Source organism: Sinorhizobium sp. 8-89 (genome assembly GCF_030124325.1).
GTDB lineage: Bacteria > Pseudomonadota > Alphaproteobacteria > Rhizobiales > Rhizobiaceae > Sinorhizobium.
Genome location: NZ_JASKLR010000001.1, coordinates 381,866 through 405,634, shown reverse-complemented (window position 1 = coordinate 405,634; position 23,769 = coordinate 381,866). Strand labels below are relative to the sequence as shown.

The following is a 23,769-nucleotide window of genomic DNA, read 5'->3' as shown; positions in this document are numbered from 1 at the left end:
TCGCAGCGACGGCCTCTAGCCGACGATAGAGAAGGCGTCGTGGACCTCACCGGCTGCGGTCTTCACCGGAGTCTTGCCGATCCAGCCCACGTGACGCTCGAGAATGGCTGCCGCCTCCTCGCCCTTCCCTTGACGGAGAGCCGCCAGGATGGCGCGATGATCGTGATCGGTGCGGGCTTCCCAGCTCGAACGCCAAGCCGAGAAAAGAAACCGGGCACTTGCTGCATGAAGATCGTCGATCGCCGCGAGCAAGCGCGGCATGCCACAAGGCTCGAGAATTATCCGGTGGAAGGCGCGGTTCGCCGCCTCCCAGGAGCGCACGTCCCGTGAACGGTCGGCCGCAACCGTTGCCGCCTCGGCCCGATCGAGGATCGCCGGCGTCAGGTGCGGCACGGCGTGGCGCAGTGCCAAAACCTCCAGGACGGCCCGCATCTCTGCCACCTCGCGCACCTCCTTGAGGTCGAAAGCGGCGACGCGCACGCCACGGCGCGGTTCGCTGACCGCAAGCCCCTGCGCTTCAAGCCGGCGAAAGGCCTCGCGCACAGGAACGTGACTGGCGCCGAACTCCTCGGCAACGTGATCCTGCCGCAGCCGCTCGCCCGGCGGCAGCACTCCGGAGATGATCCTTTCGGCAAGCACGCGGCTGATGCGGCTCGCAAGCGTGTCGTCGCGTTCCCTGTTCATGCGCTACAGATAGAGGCGCATCCCGACGCTGTCGAGGAAGCCCGGGTACTCTTCCGGCGATTTCCAAAGGTTGAGCTTTGGGCCGCCATCGTATAAAGCTCCGCCTGCTGTCGCGCTCGTGGCGATCCAGACTCCTCCCCTGCCAGTGGCGCCTTTTCTCCCAAGGAACTGACTCCCAAATGACCGGTATCGATCTCATTATCTTCGACTGCGACGGTGTTCTCGTCGACTCGGAAATCATCGCCTCGGAAGTCGAGGCCGGATTGCTGACGGAAGCGGGTTACCCGATCAGCGTCGAGGAAATGGCCGAGCGCTTCGCCGGCATGACCTGGCGCAACACCCTGCTCGCAATCGAGAAGGAAGCGAGCATTCCCCTGTCGGCATCGCTGATCGACAAGGTCGACGCGATTCTCGACAAGCGGCTTGCCCGCGACGTCAAGATCATCGACGGCGTCAAGCTGGCGCTGACGCAACTGACGCTGCCGCATTGCGTCTGCTCCAACTCCACCTCCGAGCGCCTTGCCATAATGCTCGGCAAGGTCGGCATCAGGGACCATTTCGGCAAGCATATCTACTCGGCGCGTGATCTCGGCCCAGACCGCGTCAAGCCGAAGCCGGACATCTTCCTGCATGGCGCCGCCCAATTCGGAATCGACCCTTCGCGCGTCCTCGTCATCGAGGATTCGGTGCACGGCATCCATGGCGCCCGCGCCGCAGGGATGCGCGTCGTCGGCTTCACCGGCGGCGCCCATACCTATCCGTCGCATGCGGATAAGTTGACGGAAGCCGGCGCCGAGACGGTGATTTCCCGCATGGCGGTCTTGCCCGGCGTGATCGCAGCGCTCGCCGAATGGTCGGAGTCCATGACGGCCTGACGGTCGTGTGACTACAGCGCTGCGTGCTTTAATAGACGCGCAAAGGACGCTGTAGCACTTTGAATCGCTGCATGTTTTATCCTTTAAATCGGCTGCGATTTAAGGGAACCTACAGCGGGCCAGATCTCTTTTTCGCCCGGCTACCGGGACGGAAAAATCCCGCGGGTTGCGATGGGGGCGCGCTCATTTGGCGCGCGAGGACGCCATGCCGCATTGATTGCGCGTGACCTTCCTTCGAAAATCATGGCTTTCGCACTGCGCCCAGGGGCTATATCAAGCAGTCCACAAGCGTTACTTCCAAGGAGGAGACATTATGCGTCTTTCGATATTGACCGGTTTGACGTTGGCGGCCGGTGTCGCTTTCGCACCGCTCGCCCATGCCGATATCACGATTGGCGTGATCACTCCGCTCACGGGCCCGGTCGCCGCCTTCGGCGAGCAGGTCAAGAACGGCGCCCAAGCGGCGGTCGAGGCCATCAACAATGCCGGCGGCATCAATGGCGAAAAGATCATCATCAAGATCGTCGATGACGCCGGTGAACCCAAGCAAGCCGTATCCGTTGCCAACCAGCTTGCCGGCGAAGGTCTGCGCTATGTCGTCGGTCCGGTAACCTCCGGCACCGCGATGCCGGCATCCGACGTGCTCGCGGAAAACGGGATTCTGATGGTTACGCCGACGGCGACCACGCCGGACCTCACGACCCGCGGGCTGTGGAACGTGCTGCGCACCTGCGGGCGAGATGACCAGCAGGCGGTCGTCGCCGCCGACTATGTCGTCAAGAACTTGAAGGACAAGCGCGTCGCCGTGCTGCACGACAAGGCCGCCTACGGCAAGGGCCTTGCCGATGGATTCAAAGCTGCGATCAACGCGGGCGGCATCACCGAAGTCGTCTACGAGGGTCTGACCCCCGGCGAAAAGGACTTCGGAGCCGTCGTCACGCGCCTCAAGGCCGAAAATGTCGATGTCGTCTATTTCGGCGGCTACCATGCCGAAGGCGGCCTGCTCGTGCGCCAGATGCACGACCAGGGCGTCAAGGCGCAACTCATCGGCGGCGACGGCCTCTCCAATACCGAGTTCTGGGCGATCGGCGGAGACGCTGCCGAGGGCACGCTCTACACCAATGCCAGCGACGCAACCCGCCACCCGGCCGCAGCCCCGATCATCGAGGCTCTCAATGCCAAGAACATCCCGGCCGAAGCCTTCACGCTCAATGCCTATGCGGCTGTGCAGGTCCTCAAGGCGGGCATCGAGAAGGCCGGTTCCGCCGAGGACGCGACTGCCGTTGCAACTGCGATCAAGTCAGGCGAGGCGATCGACACCACGATCGGCAAGCTGACCTATGGCGAAACCGGCGATCTCACTTCGCCGAGCTTCTCGCTGTACAAATGGCAAGCCGGCCAGAGCGTCGCCGCAGAATAAGCGGACGGCGACGGACGAAAGGAAACGCCGGGGCATGCCCCGGCGTTTTTTGCGTGTTGCGGGATAACCCGTCCGCCGGCCTCACTGCGTCCGGGGCGGCCCCTCGTCGAAGCCGACGAAAATCTTGGTTTCGGCGCCGGCACCAGCGGGAAGCGTGACGTCGGCCTTGGTGAAAACGAACTGGGTCGAGGCACTTCCCTGCGGAATCTCGACCGGATGTTGGGTGAGTTCGGAATAGAGCGTCTTTTCGCCATCCGTCGCCGCAACGCGGATCGGCATGGTCAGCTTGCCGGGTCCGCCGGCGGGACCTGCCGCGACACGCCCCTGCACCACCACCGTCACCTTGAGCGCATCTGCACTCTGCACGCATTGGCGCGTCGTGTCGGCAAGTGACGCTTGATAGACGACCTTGGTCGGATCGTCTTTCGCGCCCTTCGCATAGGTGCGGTAGCTGGAGGTCCCGTCCCGAAGAGTAACCTGAGGACAAGCGGCCTGTATTACCGCCGGCGTCGCGGCGGCCGCACTGCCGCCAGATTCGATGGCGCCGCCCGTTTGCGTCTTGTTGCAGCCGGCGAGCGCCGCAAGAAGAGACACGGCGAGAAGACGGCGAGATACTTTGCCAAACACGTTGCACAACCTCTGCTGAACCCGGTTAAACACCAGATCACGATGATTTTGGACTGAATCAATCCAAAATCATCGTGATCGATTCCAATAGGTTAGAGCGGGACGGGAGAGGAAAATCGCATGAAATCCTTGCCCCACCACGCCCTCCTGCATGTTTCCTTGAATCGTAGCTGTTTCAAGGATGAAAACATGCAGCAATTCAAAGTGCTACAGCGTCGTTTACGCGTCTGGTAAGACGCGCGGCGCTGTAGACCGAAAAGGATCGGCCGAAGGCCTTTCATGGCCCACGGGCATCGTCTATAGCAGCGGCGTTTTGAAAAATCGATCCAGTCAGCCGTCCCGCGCAGAAAATTCCGGGGAGCACGACCAGCCGGAAATTGCCATGGTGACAAGATTGACTAGGTGTTTTGCCGGGGATTGACGCAAAAAGGCGGCCGGGTTGGGCGGACCTTTCATACGGTCGCACTCTCGCGGAACGATGATGAAGGGAAGAAGATGGTGAAGTATATTTCGACACGGGGAGAAGCGGCGCCTCTCGGTTTTTGCGACGCCCTTCTCGCAGGGCTCGCGCGCGACGGCGGGCTCTATCTCCCGAAGGAATGGCCGACGCTCTCGAAGAAGGAAATACGGGCGCTGCGCGGCAAGTCCTATCAGGAGATCGCTTTTGCCGTGCTCGAGCCCTTCACCAACGGCGAAATCCCGGCCGCCAAGTTTCGCGAGATGATCGACGAGGCCTATGCCACCTTCAGGCATCCGGCGGTCGTGCCGCTCGTCCAGACCGGACCGAATGCCTTCGTGCTGGAGCTTTTCCACGGCTCGACGCTGGCCTTCAAGGATGTGGCGATGCAGTTGCTCGCCCGCCTGATGGACCACGTGCTCGCAGAACGCGGCGAACGCGCGACCATCGTCGGCGCGACTTCGGGCGACACCGGTGGCGCGGCGATCGACGCCTTCGCCGGCAGGGAGAGAACCGACATCTTCATTCTCTTCCCGCACGGCAAGGTGTCGCCGGTGCAGCAAAGGCAGATGACGACGTCCACGGCCTCGAACGTGCATGCGATCGCGGTCAAGGGAAATTTCGACGATTGCCAGAACCTGGTCAAAGCGATGTTCAACGATGAGAGCTTCCGCGACGGCGTCAAGCTCTCGGGCGTCAACTCGATCAACTGGGCCCGCATCATGGCCCAGATCGTCTACTATTTCACCGCCGCGATCTCGCTCGGCGGTCCCGACCGCAAGATTTCCTTCACCGTCCCGACCGGCAATTTCGGCGATATCTTCGCAGGATACGTGGCTAAGCGCATGGGCTTGCCGATTGACAAGCTGATCATCGCGACCAACGAGAATGACATTCTCGCGCGCACGCTGAAAACCGGTCGCTACGAAATGCGCGAGGTCAAGGCGACGACGTCGCCCTCGATGGACATCCAGATCTCTTCCAACTTCGAAAGACTGTTGTTTGAGGCTTACGATCGCGACCCGGCCAAGGTCCGTGCGGCGATGGCAGGCCTCAAGCAATCCGGTTCCTTCGCGATCGGCGACAGTGCCGCGAAAAAAATCCGCAAGGAATTCCGCGCGGGCCGCGCCTCGGAAAAAGAGGTGGCGAAGACGATCCGCAGGACCTTCGAAGAAAGCGGCTATCTCCTTGATCCGCATACAGCAATCGGCGTATTCGTGGCGGGCAAAAACGAGAAATCTTCGGCGCCGATGGTCACACTTGCGACAGCCCATCCGGCAAAATTCCCCGACGCAGTAAAATCGGCAAGTGGTATTGACCCCGCGCTTCCAACGTGGCTTGCTGATCTCATGAATAGGGCGGAGCGTTTCGATATCCTGGATCCGGAGCTTAAGAACGTCGAAACCTTCATCGGCGAGCGTACCCGCGTTCGGGATTAGAACGAGAAGAAACGTATGATGAAAGTTGAGTGCACCCGGCTACCATCCGGGCTGACGGTGGTGACCGAGCGGATGCCGCATCTCGAAAGCGTGGCGCTCGGCGTCTGGATCAAGTCCGGTTCGCGCAACGAAACCGTGGATGAACACGGCATAGCGCACCTGCTGGAGCACATGGCTTTCAAGGGGACCCGGCGGCGCAGCGCCCGCCAGATCGCCGAGGAGATCGAGAATGTCGGCGGCGAACTCAACGCCGCCACCTCCACCGAAACGACCTCGTACTACGCTCGCGTGCTCAAGGACCATGTGCCGCTGGCTGTCGACATCCTCGCCGATATCCTGACGGAATCGACCTTCGAAGACGAGGAACTCAGGCGCGAGAAACACGTCATCCTGCAGGAAATCGGCGCGGCGGACGACACCCCGGACGACGTCGTCTTCGACCGTTTCGCCGAGACTGCCTACCGCGACCAGACGGTTGGCCGCCCGATCCTCGGCACGCCGGAAACCGTCATGTCCTTCTCGGCGGACCAAATTCGCCACTACCTCGGCCGCAACTATACGACCGACCGAATCTTCATCGTGGCGGCCGGTGCGGTGGAGCACGATTCCTTCGTGCGCGAGGTGGAAAGACGCTTTTCCACGCTGCCGCGCCAGCCGCATTCCTCTCCCGTTCTCGATACGGCGCTCTACACCGGCGGCGACAGCCGCGAGAGCCGTGATCTTATGGATGCGCAGATCCTGCTCGGCTTCGAGGGGAAAGCCTATCACGCGCGCGACTTCTACTGTTCACAGATCCTCGCCAATATTCTCGGCGGAGGCATGTCTTCGCGCCTCTTCCAGGAAGTGCGCGAGCACCGGGGCCTCTGTTATTCCGTCTATGCCTTCCACTGGGGCTTCTCCGACACCGGTATCTTCGGCGTCCATGCTGCCACCGGCGGGGAAAACCTGCCGGAACTGATGCCGGTGATCATCGACGAACTGCGCAAATCATCGATGAGCATTGAGCAGCAGGAAATCGAGCGTGCCCGCGCGCAGATCCGCGCGCAGTTACTCATGGGACAGGAAAGCCCTGCTGCGCGGGCCGGACAGATCGCCCGCCAGATGATGCTCTATGGCCGCCCCATTCCCAATGACGAACTGATGGAACGGCTGTCGGGCATCACCATAGAGCGCCTGACCGACCTCGCCGGCCGCCTGTTCTTCGATACGGTCCCGACGCTGTCGGCGATCGGCCCACTTGAACAGCTTGCTCCCATGAGCGACATTCTGTCGTCTCTGAACATGAAGGCCGCTGAGGCGCACGCCATGGCGATCTGACCGGGTCTGCCGCAGAGCTCAACGCAGCGGAACCGGAGTGTTTTTCTTGAACAATTTCTGAAAATCGGATTCGATTCGGGCGCGAAGTTGTGCAACGTTCACTGTGTGGCGGCGCCACCGGAAGGTTCGAGCGGCGGCGCCGTTGACGGGAGATAATTCCTTCCGTCAAGCATAGTGGCTGGGACGGCGAGGAAGCCCCAGACGGCTTTCGCCCCCGCCCGCGACCCTGGCCCGGAGGTATATATGGCACGATCGGTTTTTCGGTTTCTGTCGCGGCAGCCCGAGTCGATCGAGATCGCCAACCGGAACTATCTGCTTCGCCTCCCCCGTTATGCCGATTATCGTCAATGGTATCAGTTGCGCAGCGAGAGCCGCGCTTTCCTGGAGCCGTGGGAACCCACCTGGCGCGCCGACGAAATGACCGAGAGCGCGTTTCGCAGCCGCGTCATTCGCAACGAACAGGAATATGCCTCCGGTCAGGCCGTTCCCTTGTTTCTTTTCCACAAGCCGGACGAAATACTCCTTGGCGGCCTTACCATCGGACACATCCGACGAGGCGCGGCCCAGAACTGCATGATCGGCTACTGGATGGGACAGAAATATGCCGGCCAGAGTCATATGTACGAGGCGCTGAAGCTGACGATCCCCTACATCTTTTCGACCCTTGAGTTGCACCGTATTGAAGCAGCCTGTATTCCAGAGAACGCGCGGAGCATCCGGCTCCTTGAAAAGGCCGGCTTTGAGCGTGAAGGCTATTTGAGACAGTACTTGAAGATAAACGGACAGTGGCGGGACCATCTGATGTTTTCCCTCCTGTCCGCAGACGCCGTACCGAACAGGAATATGCCCCTTTGATGCCCCTGACCTCTAAGCCGTTCGCGCGACCAGCCGCAAAGCTGGCGGCGTTTCTGGTCGCATTCGTCGTGTTCGCCATCGGCTTTGCCGGCGGCGTCGCGCACGCGCTCGAACCGGTGAAGATCTCGCGCGAGGACACGGCGCTCGACCTGACGGCCACCACGGAGATCTACAGTGGAAGGGGCGAGGCGTTCCAGGTTTCGACGGCTCCCGGCACCGACGGCATCGTGCGGCGCATCGAGGTGCGATCGAGCACCGAAAACCACCAGGGCGACTGGGCGGTCTTCGCGCTGGCGAATGTCTCGGAGGAGCAACTCGAGCGCGTGATCGTCGCGCCGCATTTCCGGCTGGTCAATTCCAAGCTGTTCTGGCCGGATCTCGGTTCACAGCGCATCCTGTCAATCACGCCGAGCGAAGGCTTTGCCCTTGACCGGCAGCCGAGCGACGAAGCCGACGTCTTCCGCATCACCCTCAATCCCGGCGCTGTCATTACCTTCGTCGCCGAGCTTGCCACGCCGGACCTGCCGCAAATCTACCTTTGGCAGCCCGACGCCTACAAGGACACGGTCAATGCGTTCACGCTCTACCGTGGAATCGTGCTCGGGATTGCCGGTCTCCTGGCGGTGTTCCTCACCATCCTCTTCGTCGTCAAGGGAACCTCGATGCTGCCGGCGACGGCCGCGCTTGCCTGGGCGGTGCTTGCGTATATCTGCGTCGATTTCGGTTTCCTGTCGAAACTGATCAGCGTTACCGCGAGCGACGAGCGAGTATGGCGAGCGGGCACCGAAGTTTTCCTCGCGGCGGGACTGGTCGTTTTTCTTTTCACCTATCTCAACCTCAATCGCTGGCATCAGCATCTCGGCTATGCGACGCTCGCCTGGATTCTCGGCCTGGCGCTGCTCTTCGGCGTCGCGGTCTATGATCCGGCGATCGCGTCGGGCATTGCCCGCCTCTCCTTCGCACTGACGGCAACCGTCGGCATCGTGCTGATCGCCTATCTCGGCTTCAACCGCTACGACCGCGCGATCCTTCTTGTTCCGGCCTGGCTTCTGATCCTTGTCTGGCTTTTCGGCGCATGGCTCGCGGTTACCGGCCAGCTCGCCAACGATATCGTTCAGCCGGCGCTCGGCGGCGGGCTCGTGCTTATCGTGCTCCTGATCGGCTTCACCGTGATGCAGCATGCCTTTGCTGGCGGCGCCTACCAGCAGGGCCTTTTCTCCGACCTGGAGCGGCAGTCCCTCGCGCTTACCGGATCGGGCGATACGGTCTGGGACTGGGACGTGGCGCGCGATCGCGTCGTGACCATCCCCGACATCTCGCACCAGCTCGGACTTTCGCTTGGAACGATGAACGGCCCCGTCCGAAATTGGGTGCCGCGCCTCCACCCGGACGATCGCGACCGCTTCCGCGCAACGCTCGACGTGCTCCTCGAACATAGGCGCGGCCGGTTGAACCATGAGTTTCGCGTGCGCGCCGAGGACGGCCACTATCATTGGCTGTCGATCCGCGCCCGCCCGGTGCTCGGCGCGAACGGCGAAATCATCCGCTGCGTCGGCACCATCGTCGACATCACCGAGCAGCGCAATTCGGTCGAGCGGCTGCTGCACAACGCGCTCCACGATAATTTGACCGGCCTTCCGAACAGGCAGGTATTCCTCGATCGCTTGCAGGCGATCCTGCTGATGGCCGACGGATCCGGTTCCGTGCGGCCGACGGTTCTTGCGATCGACGTCGATCGCTACAAGCAGGTCAACGACATGCTCGGCATCGCGGCCGGCGACAATATTCTCATCGCCTTGACGCGCCGCCTGCGCCGTCTGCTGCGTCCCCAGGACACTCTGGCGCGCCTCGGCGGTGATCAGTTCGGCCTGATCCTTCTGTCAGAGCGCGACCCGGCGAAAATCGCCGATTTCGCCGATGCAGTCAGCAAGGCGATCATGGTCCCGCTCAACTACGGCAATCGCGAGATCAATCTCACCGCCTCGATCGGCCTCGTTTCCTGGCTCGACCAGGAGCAGAGCGCAGCCGGCTTGCTCGACGACGCGGAGCTTGCGATGTTCCGCGCCAAGAAGGCGGGCGGCAACCGCGTCGAGCCGTTCCGGCCTGCTTTCCGGACATCGGGATCGGACCGGCTGCAGCTCGAAGCGGACCTGAAGCGGGCGATCGAGCGCAAGGAACTTTCACTGGTCTACCAGCCGATCGTTCGGCTCAACGATGCCGAAATCGCCGGCTTCGAGGCGCTGATGCGCTGGGATCATCCGAAGCGCGGCAACGTCTCTCCGACGGAGTTCATCCCGATCGCCGAGAATTCCGATCTCATCAATCAGCTTGGCATGTTCGCCTTCGACAAGGCGACCAGCGATCTCACCGATTGGCAGATACAGACGGGCGACCTGCCGATCTTCGTGGCGATCAATCTTTCGAGTGCACAGCTTCTGAACAACGAACTCTATGACGATATCCGGGCGGTTCTCAGCAAAAACCGCTGCGACCCGGCGAAGGTCAAGATGGAGCTGACGGAATCGCTGGTGATGGAAAATCCCGAACAGGCGCGGCTCGTCCTCGAAAAACTCAAGGAAGCGGGTCTGCGGCTGGCGCTCGACGATTTCGGTACCGGCCACTCGTCGCTGTCCTACTTGACGCGCTTTCCCTTCGATACCATCAAGATCGACAAGGCACTGGTTCGCGACCCGAGCGACAAACGCGGCATCCTCCTGCGTTCCGTGATTACGATGGCCCGCGAACTCGATATGCGGGTGGTCGCCGAAGGCATCGAATCGGAAGAGGATGCAATCCAGCTCGCACAGATGGGTTGCGACTATGGCCAGAGCTTCCTCTTTGGGCCGCCGGTCGGATCGGAATCGATCCTGCGCCTGCTGAAGGAGCGATTTCCGCTGATGAAGCGGGCTTGACCCCGGCGAAGGTGTCGACACCGAACATGGCTAGGCGCGTCACCTTGTGTGTATCAACTCCCCGATGAAACCGAGCTTTTCGATCACCGGCGGCGACAGCACGAAAGGATAGCTGTCCGGCTGCCCCATGCTGCGTTGAATGCTGTTCAGCGCAACGCTGAGCGGTATCCAAGCATCGACGAGCGCCTGCGCGTCCTGCGCTGCATAAGGGTCGAAGTCCACTTCGGCTGCCATCCCTCGATGGTGCGGATCGGTCGAGAGACCAAAGGCCCGTGCCGTTTCCAGTGTATCCACGATGTGGAAATAATGCGCCCAGCATTCCGCGAAATCTTCGGCTGGATGGCAGCTTGCATAGGTGGAAATGAAGCGGTCCTGCCAGTCCGGGGGCGGACCGTGCTCATAGTTTCGCCGCAGCGCCTCCGCATAGTCCTGGCGCTCGTCGCCGAACAGTGCTCGCGCCTCCTCCAGCAGCGCCTGGTCGCCGCGAACACGCTGAGCCCAGTAGAAATGTCCGATCTCGTGGCGGAAGTGCCCAAGCAAGGTCCGGTAGGGCTCGTTCATGGACACCCGGATACTTTCACGTGTCTCGTCATCGGCCTCAGCGGCGCGCAACCTGATCACACCGCCCTCGTAGCCGGTCATCGCCGGGACGATGTTTCCGGCGCCATCAAGCTCGTCGGCGAGAAAATCGAAAACGAGACCCGCTTCCGGATCCTCACTGCGATCCGGATGCGGCAAGTTCAACCGGATCAGCGAATAGAACAGGTGCCGCTGCGCCTGCCCTATGCGCTGCCATCGCCGCAGCCCTTCGGGCTTGTCGGTCACGGGCACGATCCGGTTGTGACGACATGCTGAGCAATAGGGGCCTGCCTCCGCGTCGGTCAGCATCCAATTGCAAACATCGGTTGCCGCATTGGCACAGAAACGCAGGCTTCTGCTCGGCAGCACAGCACTTTGCCAGAGTCCGCCGTCCGCCGGCGCCACAGTGTACATTGCGCTCTTTTCGGGGAGAAAGCCGAGTTGACCACCACAGGCGACACAGACACGGTTGTCGAAATAGACCGGCTGGCCACAATTGCTACACTGAAAGAGCTTCATTGAGACACCGGCTGCACGGTTGCCAAAGCTTGCGCCATAAGCGAAAGCTGCACTCGATAACGAAACAAGGCTGTAGCGGTTCCCCGAGGCCGGCAAATGCGACCAGCTTCACGGTCAAGCGTGGCCGGCATCCGTGGAAAGCATGGCGGAGCTGACGCCCATCAGCTCAAGTGCCCGGTCATACTTCTCGTCCAACGCGCGGTCGAAGATGAGCTCCTCGCGCGCAGGGCAAGTCAGCCAGCCGTTCTGAGCGATTTCGCTTTCGAGTTGACCGGGACCCCATCCCGCATAACCGAGCAGCATCGTCGCCTTGAGCGGTCCTTCGCCGCGCGAAATGGCCCTGACGATATCGAGCGTCGCCGTCAGGCAGATGTCGTCGCTGACGGGAATGCTGGAGTCGCTCAGATAATCGTCGGAATGCAGCACGAAGCCTCGTCCGGTCTCGACGGGACCGCCTGCCTGTATCTGAAAGTCCCGTGTCATTGGGGGCAGACGGATCGCCTCCTCCTCATCGAGAATCTGCAGGTGCAAGAGGACATCCGGGAAGGTCAGCTGCTGGGGCCGGTTGAGGACGAAGCCCATAGCTCCATCCTCGGAATGGGCGCAGACAAAGATGACGGTGCGGGCAAAATTGGAATCGAACATACTGGGCATGGCGATCAGGAATTGACCGTCAAGGAACCCACGTTCGCGTGTCTTATGCAGCACCGTTGTCGCCATAATGGAGATAGCCTACCAATTCGCCGCGAAATGAAAAGCGCCTCTACGTGGCGGCTGCGAAAATTTGCACGCACGACGCTCAAGCGTGCCGATCAAGCGATTATGATCGTCGGCATACGCGCGGGCGACTGGCGACATGGGTCGAAGAACTATAATGCTAAGCCCATGACCAAGCGCCCTGCACTAGAGAAGATGGCCCAACGCATCGCCACGGCAAGCCTGCTGCTCTTATTTTTTCTTCCAGCCAAAACCTATGCGGCCGCCAGCGACTGGGTAACATCGGCCGGCGGCACGATCCGTCTCGTCGCCGCTCAGCCCAAAGCGGACGGCACAATTCCGGCGATCCTCGAGGTCAGGCTCAAGCCCGGCTGGAAGACGTATTGGCGGAATCCGGGAGCAAGCGGCATACCGCCGCAGATTGCGATAGACCCCTCTTCCGGCGTCGTTCTCGAGGCAATCCGCTTCCCCGCACCGCAGACGTTCGGTGAAGGGCCGGCACGCTATGTCGGTTATGACACGCCGGTCGCCTTCCCGCTGGTGCTGAAGAGGACGCGCGACGATGGCGACCTCGCCATCCGGGCCTCCGTGTTCCTGGGCATCTGCGAGGACATCTGCATCCCGGTCCAGGGCGAACTGGACCTCGTGTTGAAGAAAGGCGAGTTCGACAATCCGCTCGATGGAGCACGCATCGCCGATGCGGTCGCCGCTTTGCCGCAAGCCCCATCAGCCGATTTCAAGGTCACGGCGGCGCGCTTTGACACAGAGGCTGGAGCAATCCGGCTCCGCCTTCAATTGCCTCCGGAGGCAAGCGCGGACCGGCCGGATTTCTTTCTTGCCGGCCCCTCCGGCGTGAGCTTCGGCGAGCTGGTTTTCGGCGGCGAAACGGGCGCTCACCGCACGGCGGATATTCCGGTAAAGCTCTCCGGCAAGGACAAGAGCATCAAGGGAAAGCCGATCGCCCTCACGGTGCGCGCCGGCAGCCGGAGCATGGAAACGACCCTTGCCTTTGATTGATGGCGACCTATAGTCCCTCACGCGTTCGGTCGCTCCCCATCGCACCGAACCTCGCTTATATCAGGAGAGAACCGTGACTATTTCCGTCGGAGACAAGCTGCCCACCACAACCTTCAAGGAAAAGACTGCCGACGGCCCGGTCGAGGTGACGACGGACGAGTTGTTCAAAGGCAAGCGCGTCGTTCTTTTTGCCGTGCCGGGTGCCTTCACGCCGACCTGTTCGCTCAATCACCTTCCCGGCTATCTCGAAAACCGCGATGCAATCCTTGCCCGCGGCGTGGACGATATTGCCGTGGTCGCGGTCAACGACCTGCATGTCATGGGCGCTTGGGCAACCTCGTCCGGTGGCATGGGCAAAATCCATTTCCTTTCGGACTGGGACGCCGCCTTCACGAAGGCGCTCGGCATGGATATCGACCTGTCGGCCGGGACGCTCGGCATCCGCTCCAAGCGCTATTCGATGCTCGTCGAAGACGGCGTGGTAAAGGCGCTGAACGTCGAGGAAACCCCCGGCCAGGCGACGGTTTCGGGCGCCGCCACGATGCTGGAACAGCTTTGAACTGAAGCACAGCGCGTCCAAAAGACCCCCTCATCCGCCTGCCGGCACCTGCTCCCCGCAAGCGGGGCGAAGGGGCAAGCGGCACCCAGTCCCCTCTCCCCGCGTGTGGGGAGAAGGCTAGGGTGAGGAGAAATTTCCTGCCAGCACAGCCCGTTTCTACTGCACTGCATCCGGGCGGCGCGACTTCTTGAACGGTTCCATGCCCTTGCGCGCGAGTTCGTCCGCACGTTCGTTCTCCGGGTGTCCCGCATGGCCCTTGACCCAGTGCCAGGTCACCTTGTGGCGGCCCCTCGCCTCATCCAGAGCCTGCCAAAGTTCGCCATTCTTCACCGGCTTCCTGTCTCCGGTCTTCCAACCGTTGCGCTTCCAGCCATGAATCCATTTGGAAATGCCGTCCATGACGTATTTGCTGTCGGTGTGAAGGTCGACCTCGCAGGGTTGCTTCAGCGCGTTCAGCGCCGAAATCGCGGCCAGCAACTCCATGCGGTTGTTCGTCGTATCGGCCTCTCCGCCGGACATTTCCTTCTCGACGTCGCCATAGCGAAGCACGGCACCCCAGCCGCCCGGGCCGGGATTTCCCGAACAGGCACCGTCGGTAAAGATATCGACGTGCTTCATGCCGATGCCCCTTCGCGCGTGAGACCGTATTCGGCGCTCGACAGGATGGCGCGATGGAAGCGGATCTTGGTCAGATATTCGAGCGGGTCCTTCTTCACCACGAGCGCGCCGGGTGGCGTCATCAGCCAATCATAGAGACGCGTCAGGAAGAAGCGTAAGGCCGACCCGCGCGCAAGCAACGGCAGGGCGGCCACTTCTTCCGCCGTCAGCCTTCGTACGCTCTGGTAGCCCGCCAGCAGCGCCATGCCCTTGGTGATGTTGTAGGAGCCGTTCTTCTCGAAGCACCAGGAGTTCAGGCAGACGGCGACGTCATAGGCGAGAAAATCGTTGCAGGCGAAATAAAAGTCGATGAGACCCGACAGACGATCGCCAAGGAAGAAGACATTGTCCGGGAAGAGATCCGCATGAATGACGCCTTCCGGCAGGTCCTTCGGCCAATGAGCCTCCAGATAGCTCAACTCCGCCGCGATCTCGTCCTTCAAGCCGGCCTGCACCTCATCGGCACGGGCCTCCGAATTCTGCCAGAGCGGACGCCAGCCACCGACCGAAAGCGCGTTGCCGCGCTTCAAGGGAAAATCCTGGCCAGCAACATGCATGGCGGCGAGCGCGCGGCCGACCTCGCGGCAATGCCGCGCCTCTGGCTTTCTCAGCCACATGCCTTCGAGGAAGGAAATCACCGCAGCCGGGCGGCCGGACAGTTCTCCCAGAAGCTTGCCATCCGCGCGCGGCAGCGGCAGCGGGCAGGACAGGCCCCTTTCGGCCAGATGATGCATCAGGCCCAGGAAGAACGGCAGGTCGTCCGCGTTCACGCGCTTTTCATATAGCGTCAGGATATAGGAGCCCTTGGTCGTGTGGAGGAGGAAGTTCGAATTTTCGACGCCTTCCGCAATGCCCTTGTAAGAGGTCAGTGCTCCCACGTCATAGGCCGCCAGAAAACGGATCAGATCGTCTTCCGTGATGTCGGTATAAACTGCCAAGGCTCGCCACTTTCAGAAACGCAAGTCGGGTAGGATGCAGCGGGCTGCGGCGCGCGACCGCACACCTTCATGATCCGGTTTATTCGCCGTTGACGAAAGCCATGTCGGCGGCGGTCAGTTCGACGTGACGCAGCTCGCGGTTGACGAGGAAGTTCTCGTTTTCCTCGACCGTATCGGCAAGCTCCACCCTCGCGTCATAACGCTCGCGGAACGCCTCGATGATTTCGTTGACGATGACTTCCGGCGCAGACGCGCCGGCGGACAGGCCGACTGTAGAGATATTCCCGATCGCTTCCCAGTCGATTTCCGACGCGCGCTGGACCAGCGCCGATTTTTTTGCCCCGGCCCTGAGCGCCACTTCGACGAGACGCTTGGAATTGGATGAATTCGGCGCGCCGACGATCAGGAACAGGTCGCAGCCGGGCGCCGCCTGCTTGACCGCTTCCTGACGGTTCGTGGTCGCGTAGCAGATCGAATCGGCAGCCGGCGCCGTCAGATTGGGGAAGCGCTCGTGGAGCCGCTTGATCACGCCGGCGGTATCGTCCACCGACAGGGTCGTCTGGGTCACGAATCCGAGATTATCGGGATCCGGAGGCATATAGACCTCCGCGTCCTCGACCGTCTCGACGAGCGACACCGCGCCCTCGGGCAACTGGCCCATCGTGCCGATAACCTCCGGGTGCCCGGCATGGCCGATGAGCACGACATGGCGTCCCAGCCGATGGTGACGCATCGCCTGCTTGTGCACCTTCGAGACAAGCGGGCAGGTGGCGTCGAGATAGAAGAGATTGCGCGCGTCCGCATCCGCCGGCACCGACTTCGGAACGCCATGGGCCGAAAAGACGACCGGCTGCTTGCGATGCTCGGGCGGAATCTCGTCGAGCTCCTCGACGAAGATCGCACCCTTGGCTTCGAGCCCTTCGACGACATAGCGGTTGTGCACGATCTCGTGGCGGACGTAGACCGGCGCGCCGAACTCCTTCAACGCCAGCACGACGATCTGGATCGCCCTATCAACGCCGGCGCAGAAGCCGCGCGGACCGCAGAGGCGAATGGTAATCGGAGATTTTTCTGCCGCGGATGAGGCCATGAGTCACGAATCGGTAGGACAAACAGGAGCGCGAATATCGCCGGGCAACCCTCGCCTCAAAACATGCGGGGCTCGACCAACCATGGGCCATATATAGCGGCAACGACCACACACACAAGGAAGAACACTTCTAGCCAAGCAAATGGCGCGCCCGGCAGAGGCGGACCTTGAGAGTGTCGTGCCGTATCTTCGGATAGGGTCACGTGAAAGCTTGCATGCGCCTGTGATGCCTCGGCTCAGACGTGCGGAGCAGCGTTTTCCCGGGCGGGCTGCCGTCTGCGCCGATAGAGGTAGGCGCCGCTCACCGCCACGAGCGCGGCCGCGAGGCCGTACCAGGTAAGGGCATACTGCAGGTGGTTGTTCGGCAGATCGAATTGCGTGACGCCGCCGATCGGCAGGCCGCCGGGATTTGCGGAGGCATCCGCGTCCACGAAAAAGGGGACGATCTGCTCGGTCGCAATGCCCGCCGCGTCCGCCATGGCATCGAGATCTTTCCAGTAGAAGATGTTCTTGGCGACGTCGTTGTCGGGAACGAGCGAGGAAGGCTTCTCGAGAAGTCTCGGGCGGGCGAGTCCATTCACCGTTACCGTTCCGGCAACCTGCCCCTGAGGACGTGTCGATGCGTCCTTCTTCTCGAACGGCACGAAACCGCGATTGACGAACAGGGCACGGCTGTCGTCGAGTATCAGCGGAGTGAAGACATAATAGCCGGTGCGGCCTTCGTGGGTCGCAAAGAAGTGACGCTCCTTGCCGTGGTCGTAGACTCCCGAAACGCGCACCGTGCGATAGTCGATATCGTCGCCGGCGGCGGCCATCGTCTCGATTTCCTTGAGCGAGACCGGGGGCGCAGTGCGCCGCTCGGCGATCGCGGTCAGCAACGCTTCCTTCCATTGAAGCCGCTGCATCTGCCATGTGCCGAGGGACACAAGCACGCCGAGGGCCGCGACCACGAGGAGAAGGCCGGCAATCCCGACGACGCGGCCGCGAGGCACCGGCTTGCGTTCTTCAACCACGGTCAATTTCACCCGGACGCGCGCTGTTGCGGTATTGCAGGTTGATCAGCACGCCCTTCAGTATCCGGGTCAACCCAAGGCTAAGCACCGTCGCGAGCGGTATCCAGAGCAGGAAGTGCAACCAAAGCGGCGGGTTGATGTTGACCTCCATCCACAGCGCCGCTCCGACGACGATGAAGCCGACGATCAGAATCACGAAGACGACGGGCCCGTCGCCGGAATCGGCGAAACGATAGTCGAGTTCGCAATTGCTGCAGGCCGGGCGCAGTTTGAGGAAACCATCGAAGAGCTGACCTTGGCCGCAGCGCGGGCAGTGCCCCTTGATGCCGGTCATGATCGGATCGACCGGCGGATAGAGCGCCTTGTCGTCAGTCATTGTTCAATCTCCAAATGCAAGGGGCGGCCGCATTTTCCGCAGGCCGCCCCCGAACTCAATGCACCTTCGCCGGCCCCTTAGCCGTGGGCGACCGGCGCACCCCAGCTGCCCCAGATGTAGATGGAGAAGAAGAGGAACAGCCAGACTACGTCAACGAAGTGCCAGTACCAGGCGGCCGCTTCGAAGCCAAAATGCTGCTTCGGAGTGAAGTCGCCACGCATTGCCCGCAACAGGCAGACCAGCAGGAAGATCGTTCCGACGAGCACGTGGAAACCGTGGAAGCCGGTGGCCATGAAGAAGGTTGCGCCGTAGATGGAGTCCCGGAAGGCGAACGGCGCATGCGCATATTCATAGCCCTGGACGAAGGAGAACAGGACGCCGAGCAGAACCGTCAGCGTCAGGCCGTAGACCAGACCCTTGCGGTCATTGTGAAGCAGCGCATGGTGTGCCCAGGTCACGGTCGTGCCGGACAAAAGCAGGATGACGGTGTTGTAGAGCGGCAGGTGCCACGGATCGAGGACCTCGATGCCCTTCGGCGGCCAGACGCCGCCGGTGTAGGTCGTGCGCGCCGCCTGGATCGCTTCGCCTGCAAAGAGGCTCGCATCGAAGAAGGCCCAGAACCAGGCCACGAAGAACATCACCTCCGAAGCGATGAACATGATCATACCGTAGCGCAGGTGCAACGACACGACGCGGGTATGATGTCCTTCATTTGCTTCCTTGATCGTGTCCGACCACCAGCCGAACATGGTATAGAGCACGAGCGCCAGGCCGATGAAGAAGACCCAGGGATTGGCAAGTTCCGCACCGAACAGCTTGAACGAGCCACCGGAGGCGTAGCGCATGAAGCCTACGCCGCCGACAGCCATGACGAAGGCGCCGATGGAGGCGAGCAGCGGCCACGGGCTCGGGTCGATGATGTGATAGTCGTGATTCTTCTGATGCGCATCGGCCATGTCAGTAATCCCCGATAGGTCTTTCTCTTGTCGCCCGCCCGGCATAGCCGAAACAGGCCCTCTGTCAAAGTTTGTTCTCAGCTGCACCTGTCTTAGCCTTCACTCCGGCAAGCGGCTTTGACGGTTCGCGCGGGTAGAAGGCGTAGGACAGCGTAAGTGTCTTGATGCCCTTGGTCTCAACCGCCTTGACGATCTCCGGGTCCACGAAGAAGACGACTGGCATCTCCATCTCTTCACCGGGTTGCAGGGTCGTTTCGGTGAAGCAGAAGCATTGCACCTTGTTGAAATAGGCGCCGGCCGCCATCGGCGTCACGTTGAAGGTCGCCTGACCGGTCGTCGGCTTGGACGATAGATTTTTCGCCCGATAGGTGACCTGCACGGTCTCCCCGATCCTGACGTCGATGTCGCGCTGGACGGGCTTGAATTCCCAGGGCAGGCCCGACGACGTGTTGGCGTCGAAAGTAACCTTGACCTTCTCGTCGAGGATGACGTCCGAAGCCTGCTCGACCCGCTGCGTCGTGCCGTTATAGCCCGTCACCCGGCAGAACATGTCGTAGAGCGGCACCGCGGCATAGGCCATGCCCACCATGCCCGCCACGAAGGCGATGCATGTGCCGACGATCACGCCGTTTGCGCGCTCTTTCCGGGTCGGTTGCGGGGCGTTGGTCATGCGCGGCCTTCTTAATGAACCATGCCGTTGCCGAACTTGATCAGCGTAACGACGTAGAAAAGCGCGACGAGAGAGGCGAGCACCAGACCAAGAGCGATGTTGCGGCCGCGCCGCGACTTGCGCTGCGCTTCGCTGAGTTTGACGGTTTCCATCAGGCGATACCTCCGGCGTTGAGCCAGATCTGGGCGATCATGTGATCGACCACCAGGGCCGAGAAGATCGCAAAGAGATAGGCAATCGAAAAGGCGAAGAGTTTCTTGGCCGGGACCATTCTCTCATCTCCTTCGGGCATGCGCAGGACGGCGATTGAGTACCAGACGAACCCCAGGCCCATGACAGTGGCGAACGCCCCATAGCCAAGGCTCGCAAAGTCGAGGAAGGTGGGACAGATACCGATAAGAGCGGTCAAGACGGCGTAGATGACGATCTGCTTCTTCGTCGTCGCCTCACCACAGACGTTGGGCATCATCGGCACGCCGACAGCACCGTAGTCACGCATCTTGAACAAGGCCAGCGCCCAGAAATGGGCCGGCGTCCAGAGAAAGGTGATGAGGAAAAGCACGATGCTTTCGATCGATACGCCGCCCGTCACGCAGGCCCAGCCGATCATCGGCGGGAAGGCTCCGGCAGCACCGCCGATAACGATGTTCTGCGGCGTCGAGCGCTTCAGCCACATTGTGTAGATGACGGCATAGAAGAAAATCGTAAAGGCGAGCAACCCGGCTGCGAGCCAATTGACGGCGAGCCCGAGGATGATCACGGAAAATGCTGATAGCGTCAGGCCGAAGGCGAGCGCCTCCTCAGGCAGGATCTTGCCGGCGGGAATGGGACGCTTGGCCGTGCGGCTCATGACGGCATCGATATCGGCGTCGTACCACATGTTCAGCGCACCGGAGGCGCCGGCGCCGACGGCGATGCACAGGATGGCGATGAAGCCGATGAACGGATTAATTTGTCCTGGCGCAAGGACGAGCCCGGCAAAGGCTGTAAAGACGACGAGAGACATGACGCGCGGTTTCAGAAGCTCGAAATAATCGCGCGCAGAGGCCTCGGACAGGCGCGGTGCGCCTTCCATGCCGACTGCTTCGTGATTGTCCATGAGCGTCATGTCTCGTCCTTGAAACTGCTGCGGCGGCGACAGCCGCATTCTGCCGGCGGGCCGGCGGTGTGAAGCCGCCGGAACCGGCGGCTTCTGTTCGTTCCCCGTCACTTGATCCGCGGGAGTTGTTCCCACTGGTGGAACGGCGGCGGCGACGAGAGCTGCCATTCGAGCGTGTTCGCGCCCTCGCCCCACGGATTGTCGCCGGCAACGCGCTTGCGCGCGAAGGCTTCGAAGACTCCGAAGAGGAAGATGAGCACGCCGACGGCAGCGATGTAGGAGCCGTAGGACGACACCATGTTCCAGCCGGCGTAAGCATCCGGATAGTCGATGTAGCGGCGCGGCATGCCTGCGAGACCGAGGAAGTGCTGCGGGAAGAAGACCAGGTTCACGCCAATGAACATGACCCAGAAATGCAGCTTGCCGACGAACTCCGAGTACATGTAGCCGGTCATCTTCGGGAACCAATAGTACCAGGCAGCGAAGATCGCGAATACGGCGCCGAGCGACAGAACGTAGTGGAAGTGAGCGACCACGTAGTAGGTGTCATGCAGCGCACGATCGAGACCGGCATTGGCGAGCTGAACGCCCGTGACGCCGCCGACGGTAAAGAGAAAGATGAAGCCGATCGCCCAGACCATCGGCGTCGTGAAGCGGATCGAACCGCCCCACATCGTCGCGATCCAGGAGAAGATCTTCACGCCCGTCGGGACCGCGATGACCATCGTCGCGAAGACGAAGTAACGCTGGGTGTCGAGCGACATGCCGACCGTATACATGTGGTGCGCCCACACGATGAAGCCGACGGCGCCGATCGCGACCATGGCGTAGGCCATGCCGAGATAGCCGAAGATCGGCTTGCGCGAGAAGGTCGAGACGATGTGGCTGACGATGCCGAAGCCCGGCAGAATCAGGATGTACACTTCCGGATGACCGAAGAACCAGAACAGGTGCTGGAACAGGATCGGGTCACCGCCGCCTTCCGGCGCGAAGAATGCCGTGCCGAAGTTACGGTCGGTGAGCAGCATGGTGATGCCACCTGCCAGAACCGGCAGCGAGAGCAGGAGCAGGAAGGCGGTGATCAGGACCGACCAGGCGAAGAGCGGCATCTTGTGCAGCGTCATGCCCGGAGCGCGCATGTTAAGGATGGTGGTGATGAAGTTGATCGCACCGAGGATCGACGACGCGCCGGCGATATGGAGGCCGAGGATCGCGAGGTCCATCGCTGGCCCAGGCATGCCGGAGGTCGAGAACGGCGGATAGATCGTCCAGCCACCGCCGGCACCGTAGGCACCGGCCGGCCCCTCCACGAACATCGAAAGCAGGACGAGCAGGAACGCCGGCACGATCAGCCAGAACGAGATGTTATTCATGCGCGGGAAGGCCATATCCGGCGCGCCGATCATGATCGGCACCATCCAGTTGGCGAAGCCGCCGATCAGCGCCGGCATGACCATGAAGAAGATCATGATCAGCGCATGCGCGGTCGTGAACACGTTGAACATGTGCTTGCCGCCGTCAATGGCAGCATCGCCCTCGAAGCCGTAGACCATCTGGGCCAGGCCGTGGAAAATCTGGATGCCCGGCTCCTGCAGCTCGGCGCGCATGAAGATCGACAACGTGCCGCCGATAATGCCGGCGACGATCGCGAACAGCAGGTAGAGCGTACCGATGTCCTTGTGGTTGGTCGACAGGAACCAGCGCTGGAAGAAGCTCAGAGGCTTATGCGCATGGTCTGCATGTGCATGATCGGAATGATCATGCCGGTGATCGTGATGAACGGCTGTTCCAGCCATGGGTCAAGCTCCCCTTCCGATTACTGTGCGGCGTTTGCGGCGACGTCAACGGTCTTGGCCGTGCCGTCGATGGACGCCATGAGCGCCTTGTTCGCTTCGCCGAGATTGCTTGCAGCGGCAGCGAGCCAGGCGTCGTATTTATCCTGCGCGACAACGCGAATGGCGATCGGCATGTAGGCGTGATCCTTGCCGCAGAGCTCGGAACACTGACCATAATAAAGGCCTTCGCGGTCAGCCTTGAACCAGGTTTCGTTGAGGCGACCAGGGACGGCGTCGATCTTCACACCGAAAGCCGGCATGGCAAAGGCATGGATAACGTCGGCAGCCGTCACGAGCATGCGGACTGTCTTGCCGACGGGCACGACCACTTCGTTGTCGACGGCGAGAAGGCGCGGATACTGGGCCTTGTCTTCCTTGCCGAGGCTCGCGCGATCCTCTTCCTTCATCAGCAGACTGTCGAAGGAAAGCGGATTTTCACCGACCTCATATTCGTACGACCAATACCACTGGTTGCCGGTCGCCTTGACCGTCAGATCCGGGTTCTGCGGCGGCGTCAGCTGCGCGGTCAGAAGCTGGAAGGACGGAATAGCGAGGAAAAGCAGAACGATAACCGGACCGACGGTCCAGAGAACTTCGATCGCGGTGTTGTGGCTGGTCCTGGAAGGAACCGGATTGGCGCCTTCGCGGAATTTGACCACAACGACAATCAGCAGGAGGAGAACGAAGAGCGTGATCGGGATGATGAACCACAGTGTGTAACGTTCAAACCACGTTATTTCTTCCATGATGCCGGTCGCGGCCGTCTGAAGACTCGTCTGCCATTCGACAGGCTTGTCAGCAAAGGCGCTCGAAGCAAAAAGCAGACAGGCAAGCGCTGCCAGAACTGCATAAGCCTTGTTTTTCACAATGTGTCTCCCCAATGCGCTTGATCAGGATCAAACCGAAACGCAGAATCCCTGCGATACTGCAGCGCTTCAAACCACAGTTTGACCAGCGCCGCAACATCTGTCCAACCAACCCCGTGCGGCATTTTTGCACAAAGGCAGCTTTTCACATGGGCGCCCCTCGCGCCCGCTGCCAAATTGGGTTAGGCCTGTCGCGGCTCGTGGAACCGCCAGTCCGCCGACGTGCGATCCGGAGCTTCCCCCGGGCGGAGGCCCCATTTCCGCCATACGGCGCTGGAATGTAGCCAGCAGG

Annotated in this window: 23 protein-coding genes; 8 read left to right on the top strand and 15 right to left on the bottom strand. The window is 61.4% G+C overall.

All coding sequences use genetic code 11. The features are described from left to right. Positions 1-15: 15 nt before the first annotated feature. Positions 16-684, bottom strand: coding sequence for a GntR family transcriptional regulator (locus QN219_RS01930; protein ID WP_283997535.1), 669 nt, complete (start codon positions 682-684; stop codon positions 16-18). Between the two features lie 179 nt (positions 685-863). Here QN219_RS01930 and QN219_RS01925 point away from each other — a divergent pair, with 179 nt between their 5' ends. Both QN219_RS01925 and QN219_RS01920 read left to right on the top strand, forming a co-directional pair. Beyond that, positions 864-1,559, top strand: a complete 696-nt coding sequence (locus QN219_RS01925; protein ID WP_283997534.1) for an HAD family hydrolase — start codon at positions 864-866, stop codon at positions 1,557-1,559. Positions 1,560-1,872: 313 nt separating this feature from the next. Then, positions 1,873-2,979, top strand: coding sequence for an ABC transporter substrate-binding protein (locus tag QN219_RS01920; protein WP_283997533.1), 1,107 nt, complete (start codon positions 1,873-1,875; stop codon positions 2,977-2,979). Positions 2,980-3,060: 81 nt separating this feature from the next. On the opposite strand, the gene QN219_RS01915 is transcribed toward QN219_RS01920, so the two are convergent. Beyond that, positions 3,061-3,606 carry a hypothetical protein gene (locus QN219_RS01915; protein ID WP_283997531.1) on the bottom strand — a complete coding sequence of 182 codons (546 nt, stop codon included), beginning with the start codon at positions 3,604-3,606 and terminating at the stop codon, positions 3,061-3,063. 495 nt (positions 3,607-4,101) lie between these two features. On the opposite strand from QN219_RS01915, the gene thrC reads away from it, so the two are divergent. The 4 genes from thrC to QN219_RS01895 all read left to right on the top strand — a co-directional run bounded on the left by thrC (position 4,102) and on the right by QN219_RS01895 (position 10,586). Continuing rightward, positions 4,102-5,502 (top strand): threonine synthase, encoded by a 1,401-nt coding sequence (thrC, locus tag QN219_RS01910; protein ID WP_283997529.1) that lies wholly within the window; start codon positions 4,102-4,104, stop codon positions 5,500-5,502. 15 nt (positions 5,503-5,517) lie between these two features. Continuing rightward, on the top strand, positions 5,518-6,819 hold the full coding sequence (locus QN219_RS01905) for a pitrilysin family protein (RefSeq protein WP_283997527.1): 1,302 nt from the start codon (positions 5,518-5,520) through the stop codon (positions 6,817-6,819). A 243-nt stretch (positions 6,820-7,062) separates the two neighbouring features. Then, a complete protein-coding gene (locus QN219_RS01900; protein WP_283997525.1) occupies positions 7,063-7,674 on the top strand; it encodes a GNAT family protein in 612 nt (203 codons plus the stop codon). Continuing rightward, positions 7,674-10,586 (top strand): EAL domain-containing protein, encoded by a 2,913-nt coding sequence (locus tag QN219_RS01895; RefSeq protein ID WP_283997523.1) that lies wholly within the window; start codon positions 7,674-7,676, stop codon positions 10,584-10,586. The genes QN219_RS01900 and QN219_RS01895 overlap by 1 nt, the downstream gene beginning before the upstream one ends. A 39-nt stretch (positions 10,587-10,625) precedes the next feature. On the opposite strand, the gene QN219_RS01890 is transcribed toward QN219_RS01895, so the two are convergent. Together QN219_RS01890 and QN219_RS01885 are read right to left on the bottom strand one after the other, a co-directional pair. Beyond that, complete coding sequence (locus QN219_RS01890) at positions 10,626-11,684, bottom strand: putative zinc-binding metallopeptidase (RefSeq protein WP_283997521.1); 1,059 nt, start codon at positions 11,682-11,684, stop codon at positions 10,626-10,628. Between the two features lie 114 nt (positions 11,685-11,798). Then, positions 11,799-12,404: a YqgE/AlgH family protein gene (locus QN219_RS01885; RefSeq protein ID WP_283997520.1), complete on the bottom strand. Its 606-nt coding sequence runs from the start codon at positions 12,402-12,404 to the stop codon at positions 11,799-11,801. A 165-nt stretch (positions 12,405-12,569) separates the two neighbouring features. On the opposite strand from QN219_RS01885, the gene QN219_RS01880 reads away from it, so the two are divergent. After that, positions 12,570-13,418: a protein-disulfide reductase DsbD domain-containing protein gene (locus QN219_RS01880; RefSeq protein ID WP_283997518.1), complete on the top strand. Its 849-nt coding sequence runs from the start codon at positions 12,570-12,572 to the stop codon at positions 13,416-13,418. Between the two features lie 73 nt (positions 13,419-13,491). Further along, on the top strand, positions 13,492-13,977 hold the full coding sequence (locus QN219_RS01875; protein ID WP_283997517.1) for a peroxiredoxin: 486 nt from the start codon (positions 13,492-13,494) through the stop codon (positions 13,975-13,977). A 156-nt stretch (positions 13,978-14,133) separates the two neighbouring features. On the opposite strand, the gene rnhA is transcribed toward QN219_RS01875, so the two are convergent. The 11 genes from rnhA to coxB all read right to left on the bottom strand — a co-directional run bounded on the left by rnhA (position 14,134) and on the right by coxB (position 23,477). Next, a complete protein-coding gene (gene rnhA, locus QN219_RS01870; RefSeq protein WP_283997515.1) occupies positions 14,134-14,595 on the bottom strand; it encodes a ribonuclease HI in 462 nt (153 codons plus the stop codon). After that, on the bottom strand, positions 14,592-15,572 hold the full coding sequence (locus tag QN219_RS01865) for a homoserine kinase (RefSeq protein ID WP_283997514.1): 981 nt from the start codon (positions 15,570-15,572) through the stop codon (positions 14,592-14,594). Before QN219_RS01865 ends, rnhA begins: the two co-directional genes overlap by 4 nt. Positions 15,573-15,651: 79 nt before the next feature. Continuing rightward, complete coding sequence (gene ispH, locus QN219_RS01860) at positions 15,652-16,662, bottom strand: 4-hydroxy-3-methylbut-2-enyl diphosphate reductase (protein WP_283997512.1); 1,011 nt, start codon at positions 16,660-16,662, stop codon at positions 15,652-15,654. A gap of 236 nt (positions 16,663-16,898) precedes the next feature. Beyond that, positions 16,899-17,675, bottom strand: coding sequence for an SURF1 family protein (locus tag QN219_RS01855; protein ID WP_283997511.1), 777 nt, complete (start codon positions 17,673-17,675; stop codon positions 16,899-16,901). Next, positions 17,668-18,051 (bottom strand): DUF983 domain-containing protein, encoded by a 384-nt coding sequence (locus QN219_RS01850; protein ID WP_283997509.1) that lies wholly within the window; start codon positions 18,049-18,051, stop codon positions 17,668-17,670. The genes QN219_RS01855 and QN219_RS01850 overlap by 8 nt, the downstream gene beginning before the upstream one ends. A 77-nt stretch (positions 18,052-18,128) precedes the next feature. After that, the gene (locus tag QN219_RS01845) at positions 18,129-19,007 is read right to left on the bottom strand and encodes a cytochrome c oxidase subunit 3 (protein WP_283997507.1); all 879 of its coding nucleotides are present in this window, start codon (positions 19,005-19,007) and stop codon (positions 18,129-18,131) included. Positions 19,008-19,071: 64 nt separating this feature from the next. Continuing rightward, entirely contained in the window at positions 19,072-19,677 is a 606-nt protein-coding gene (locus QN219_RS01840; RefSeq protein WP_283997505.1) for a cytochrome c oxidase assembly protein, read from the bottom strand. A gap of 11 nt (positions 19,678-19,688) precedes the next feature. Continuing rightward, positions 19,689-19,829 (bottom strand): hypothetical protein, encoded by a 141-nt coding sequence (locus QN219_RS01835; protein WP_283997503.1) that lies wholly within the window; start codon positions 19,827-19,829, stop codon positions 19,689-19,691. Continuing rightward, positions 19,829-20,785, bottom strand: coding sequence for a heme o synthase (locus QN219_RS01830; protein WP_283997501.1), 957 nt, complete (start codon positions 20,783-20,785; stop codon positions 19,829-19,831). The genes QN219_RS01835 and QN219_RS01830 overlap by 1 nt, the downstream gene beginning before the upstream one ends. Positions 20,786-20,883: 98 nt before the next feature. After that, entirely contained in the window at positions 20,884-22,572 is a 1,689-nt protein-coding gene (gene ctaD / locus QN219_RS01825; protein WP_173510616.1) for a cytochrome c oxidase subunit I, read from the bottom strand. A 20-nt stretch (positions 22,573-22,592) separates the two neighbouring features. Continuing rightward, a complete protein-coding gene (coxB, locus tag QN219_RS01820) occupies positions 22,593-23,477 on the bottom strand; it encodes a cytochrome c oxidase subunit II (RefSeq protein ID WP_283997499.1) in 885 nt (294 codons plus the stop codon). Positions 23,478-23,769 lie beyond the last annotated feature (292 nt).

Bases quoted from the DNA above. Each gene is read 5' to 3' on its own strand.
- QN219_RS01890 (WP_283997521.1), bottom strand. From the start codon at position 11,684: ATGAAGCTCTTTCAGTGTAGCAATTGTGGCCAGCCGGTCTATTTCGAC.
- QN219_RS01850 (WP_283997509.1), bottom strand. From the start codon at position 18,051: ATGACTGACGACAAGGCGCTCTATCCGCCGGTCGATCCGATCATGACC.
- QN219_RS01900 (WP_283997525.1), top strand. From the start codon at position 7,063: ATGGCACGATCGGTTTTTCGGTTTCTGTCGCGGCAGCCCGAGTCGATC.
- QN219_RS01840 (WP_283997505.1), bottom strand. From the start codon at position 19,677: ATGACCAACGCCCCGCAACCGACCCGGAAAGAGCGCGCAAACGGCGTG.
- QN219_RS01885 (WP_283997520.1), bottom strand. From the start codon at position 12,404: ATGGCGACAACGGTGCTGCATAAGACACGCGAACGTGGGTTCCTTGAC.
- ispH (WP_283997512.1), bottom strand. From the start codon at position 16,662: ATGGCCTCATCCGCGGCAGAAAAATCTCCGATTACCATTCGCCTCTGC.
- ctaD (WP_173510616.1), bottom strand. From the start codon at position 22,572: ATGGCTGGAACAGCCGTTCATCACGATCACCGGCATGATCATTCCGAT.
- QN219_RS01835 (WP_283997503.1), bottom strand. From the start codon at position 19,829: ATGGAAACCGTCAAACTCAGCGAAGCGCAGCGCAAGTCGCGGCGCGGC.
- QN219_RS01880 (WP_283997518.1), top strand. From the start codon at position 12,570: ATGACCAAGCGCCCTGCACTAGAGAAGATGGCCCAACGCATCGCCACG.
- QN219_RS01905 (WP_283997527.1), top strand. From the start codon at position 5,518: ATGATGAAAGTTGAGTGCACCCGGCTACCATCCGGGCTGACGGTGGTG.
- QN219_RS01830 (WP_283997501.1), bottom strand. From the start codon at position 20,785: ATGACGCTCATGGACAATCACGAAGCAGTCGGCATGGAAGGCGCACCG.
- QN219_RS01930 (WP_283997535.1), bottom strand. From the start codon at position 684: ATGAACAGGGAACGCGACGACACGCTTGCGAGCCGCATCAGCCGCGTG.
- thrC (WP_283997529.1), top strand. From the start codon at position 4,102: ATGGTGAAGTATATTTCGACACGGGGAGAAGCGGCGCCTCTCGGTTTT.
- rnhA (WP_283997515.1), bottom strand. From the start codon at position 14,595: ATGAAGCACGTCGATATCTTTACCGACGGTGCCTGTTCGGGAAATCCC.
- QN219_RS01925 (WP_283997534.1), top strand. From the start codon at position 864: ATGACCGGTATCGATCTCATTATCTTCGACTGCGACGGTGTTCTCGTC.
- QN219_RS01845 (WP_283997507.1), bottom strand. From the start codon at position 19,007: ATGGCCGATGCGCATCAGAAGAATCACGACTATCACATCATCGACCCG.
- QN219_RS01920 (WP_283997533.1), top strand. From the start codon at position 1,873: ATGCGTCTTTCGATATTGACCGGTTTGACGTTGGCGGCCGGTGTCGCT.
- QN219_RS01895 (WP_283997523.1), top strand. From the start codon at position 7,674: ATGCCCCTGACCTCTAAGCCGTTCGCGCGACCAGCCGCAAAGCTGGCG.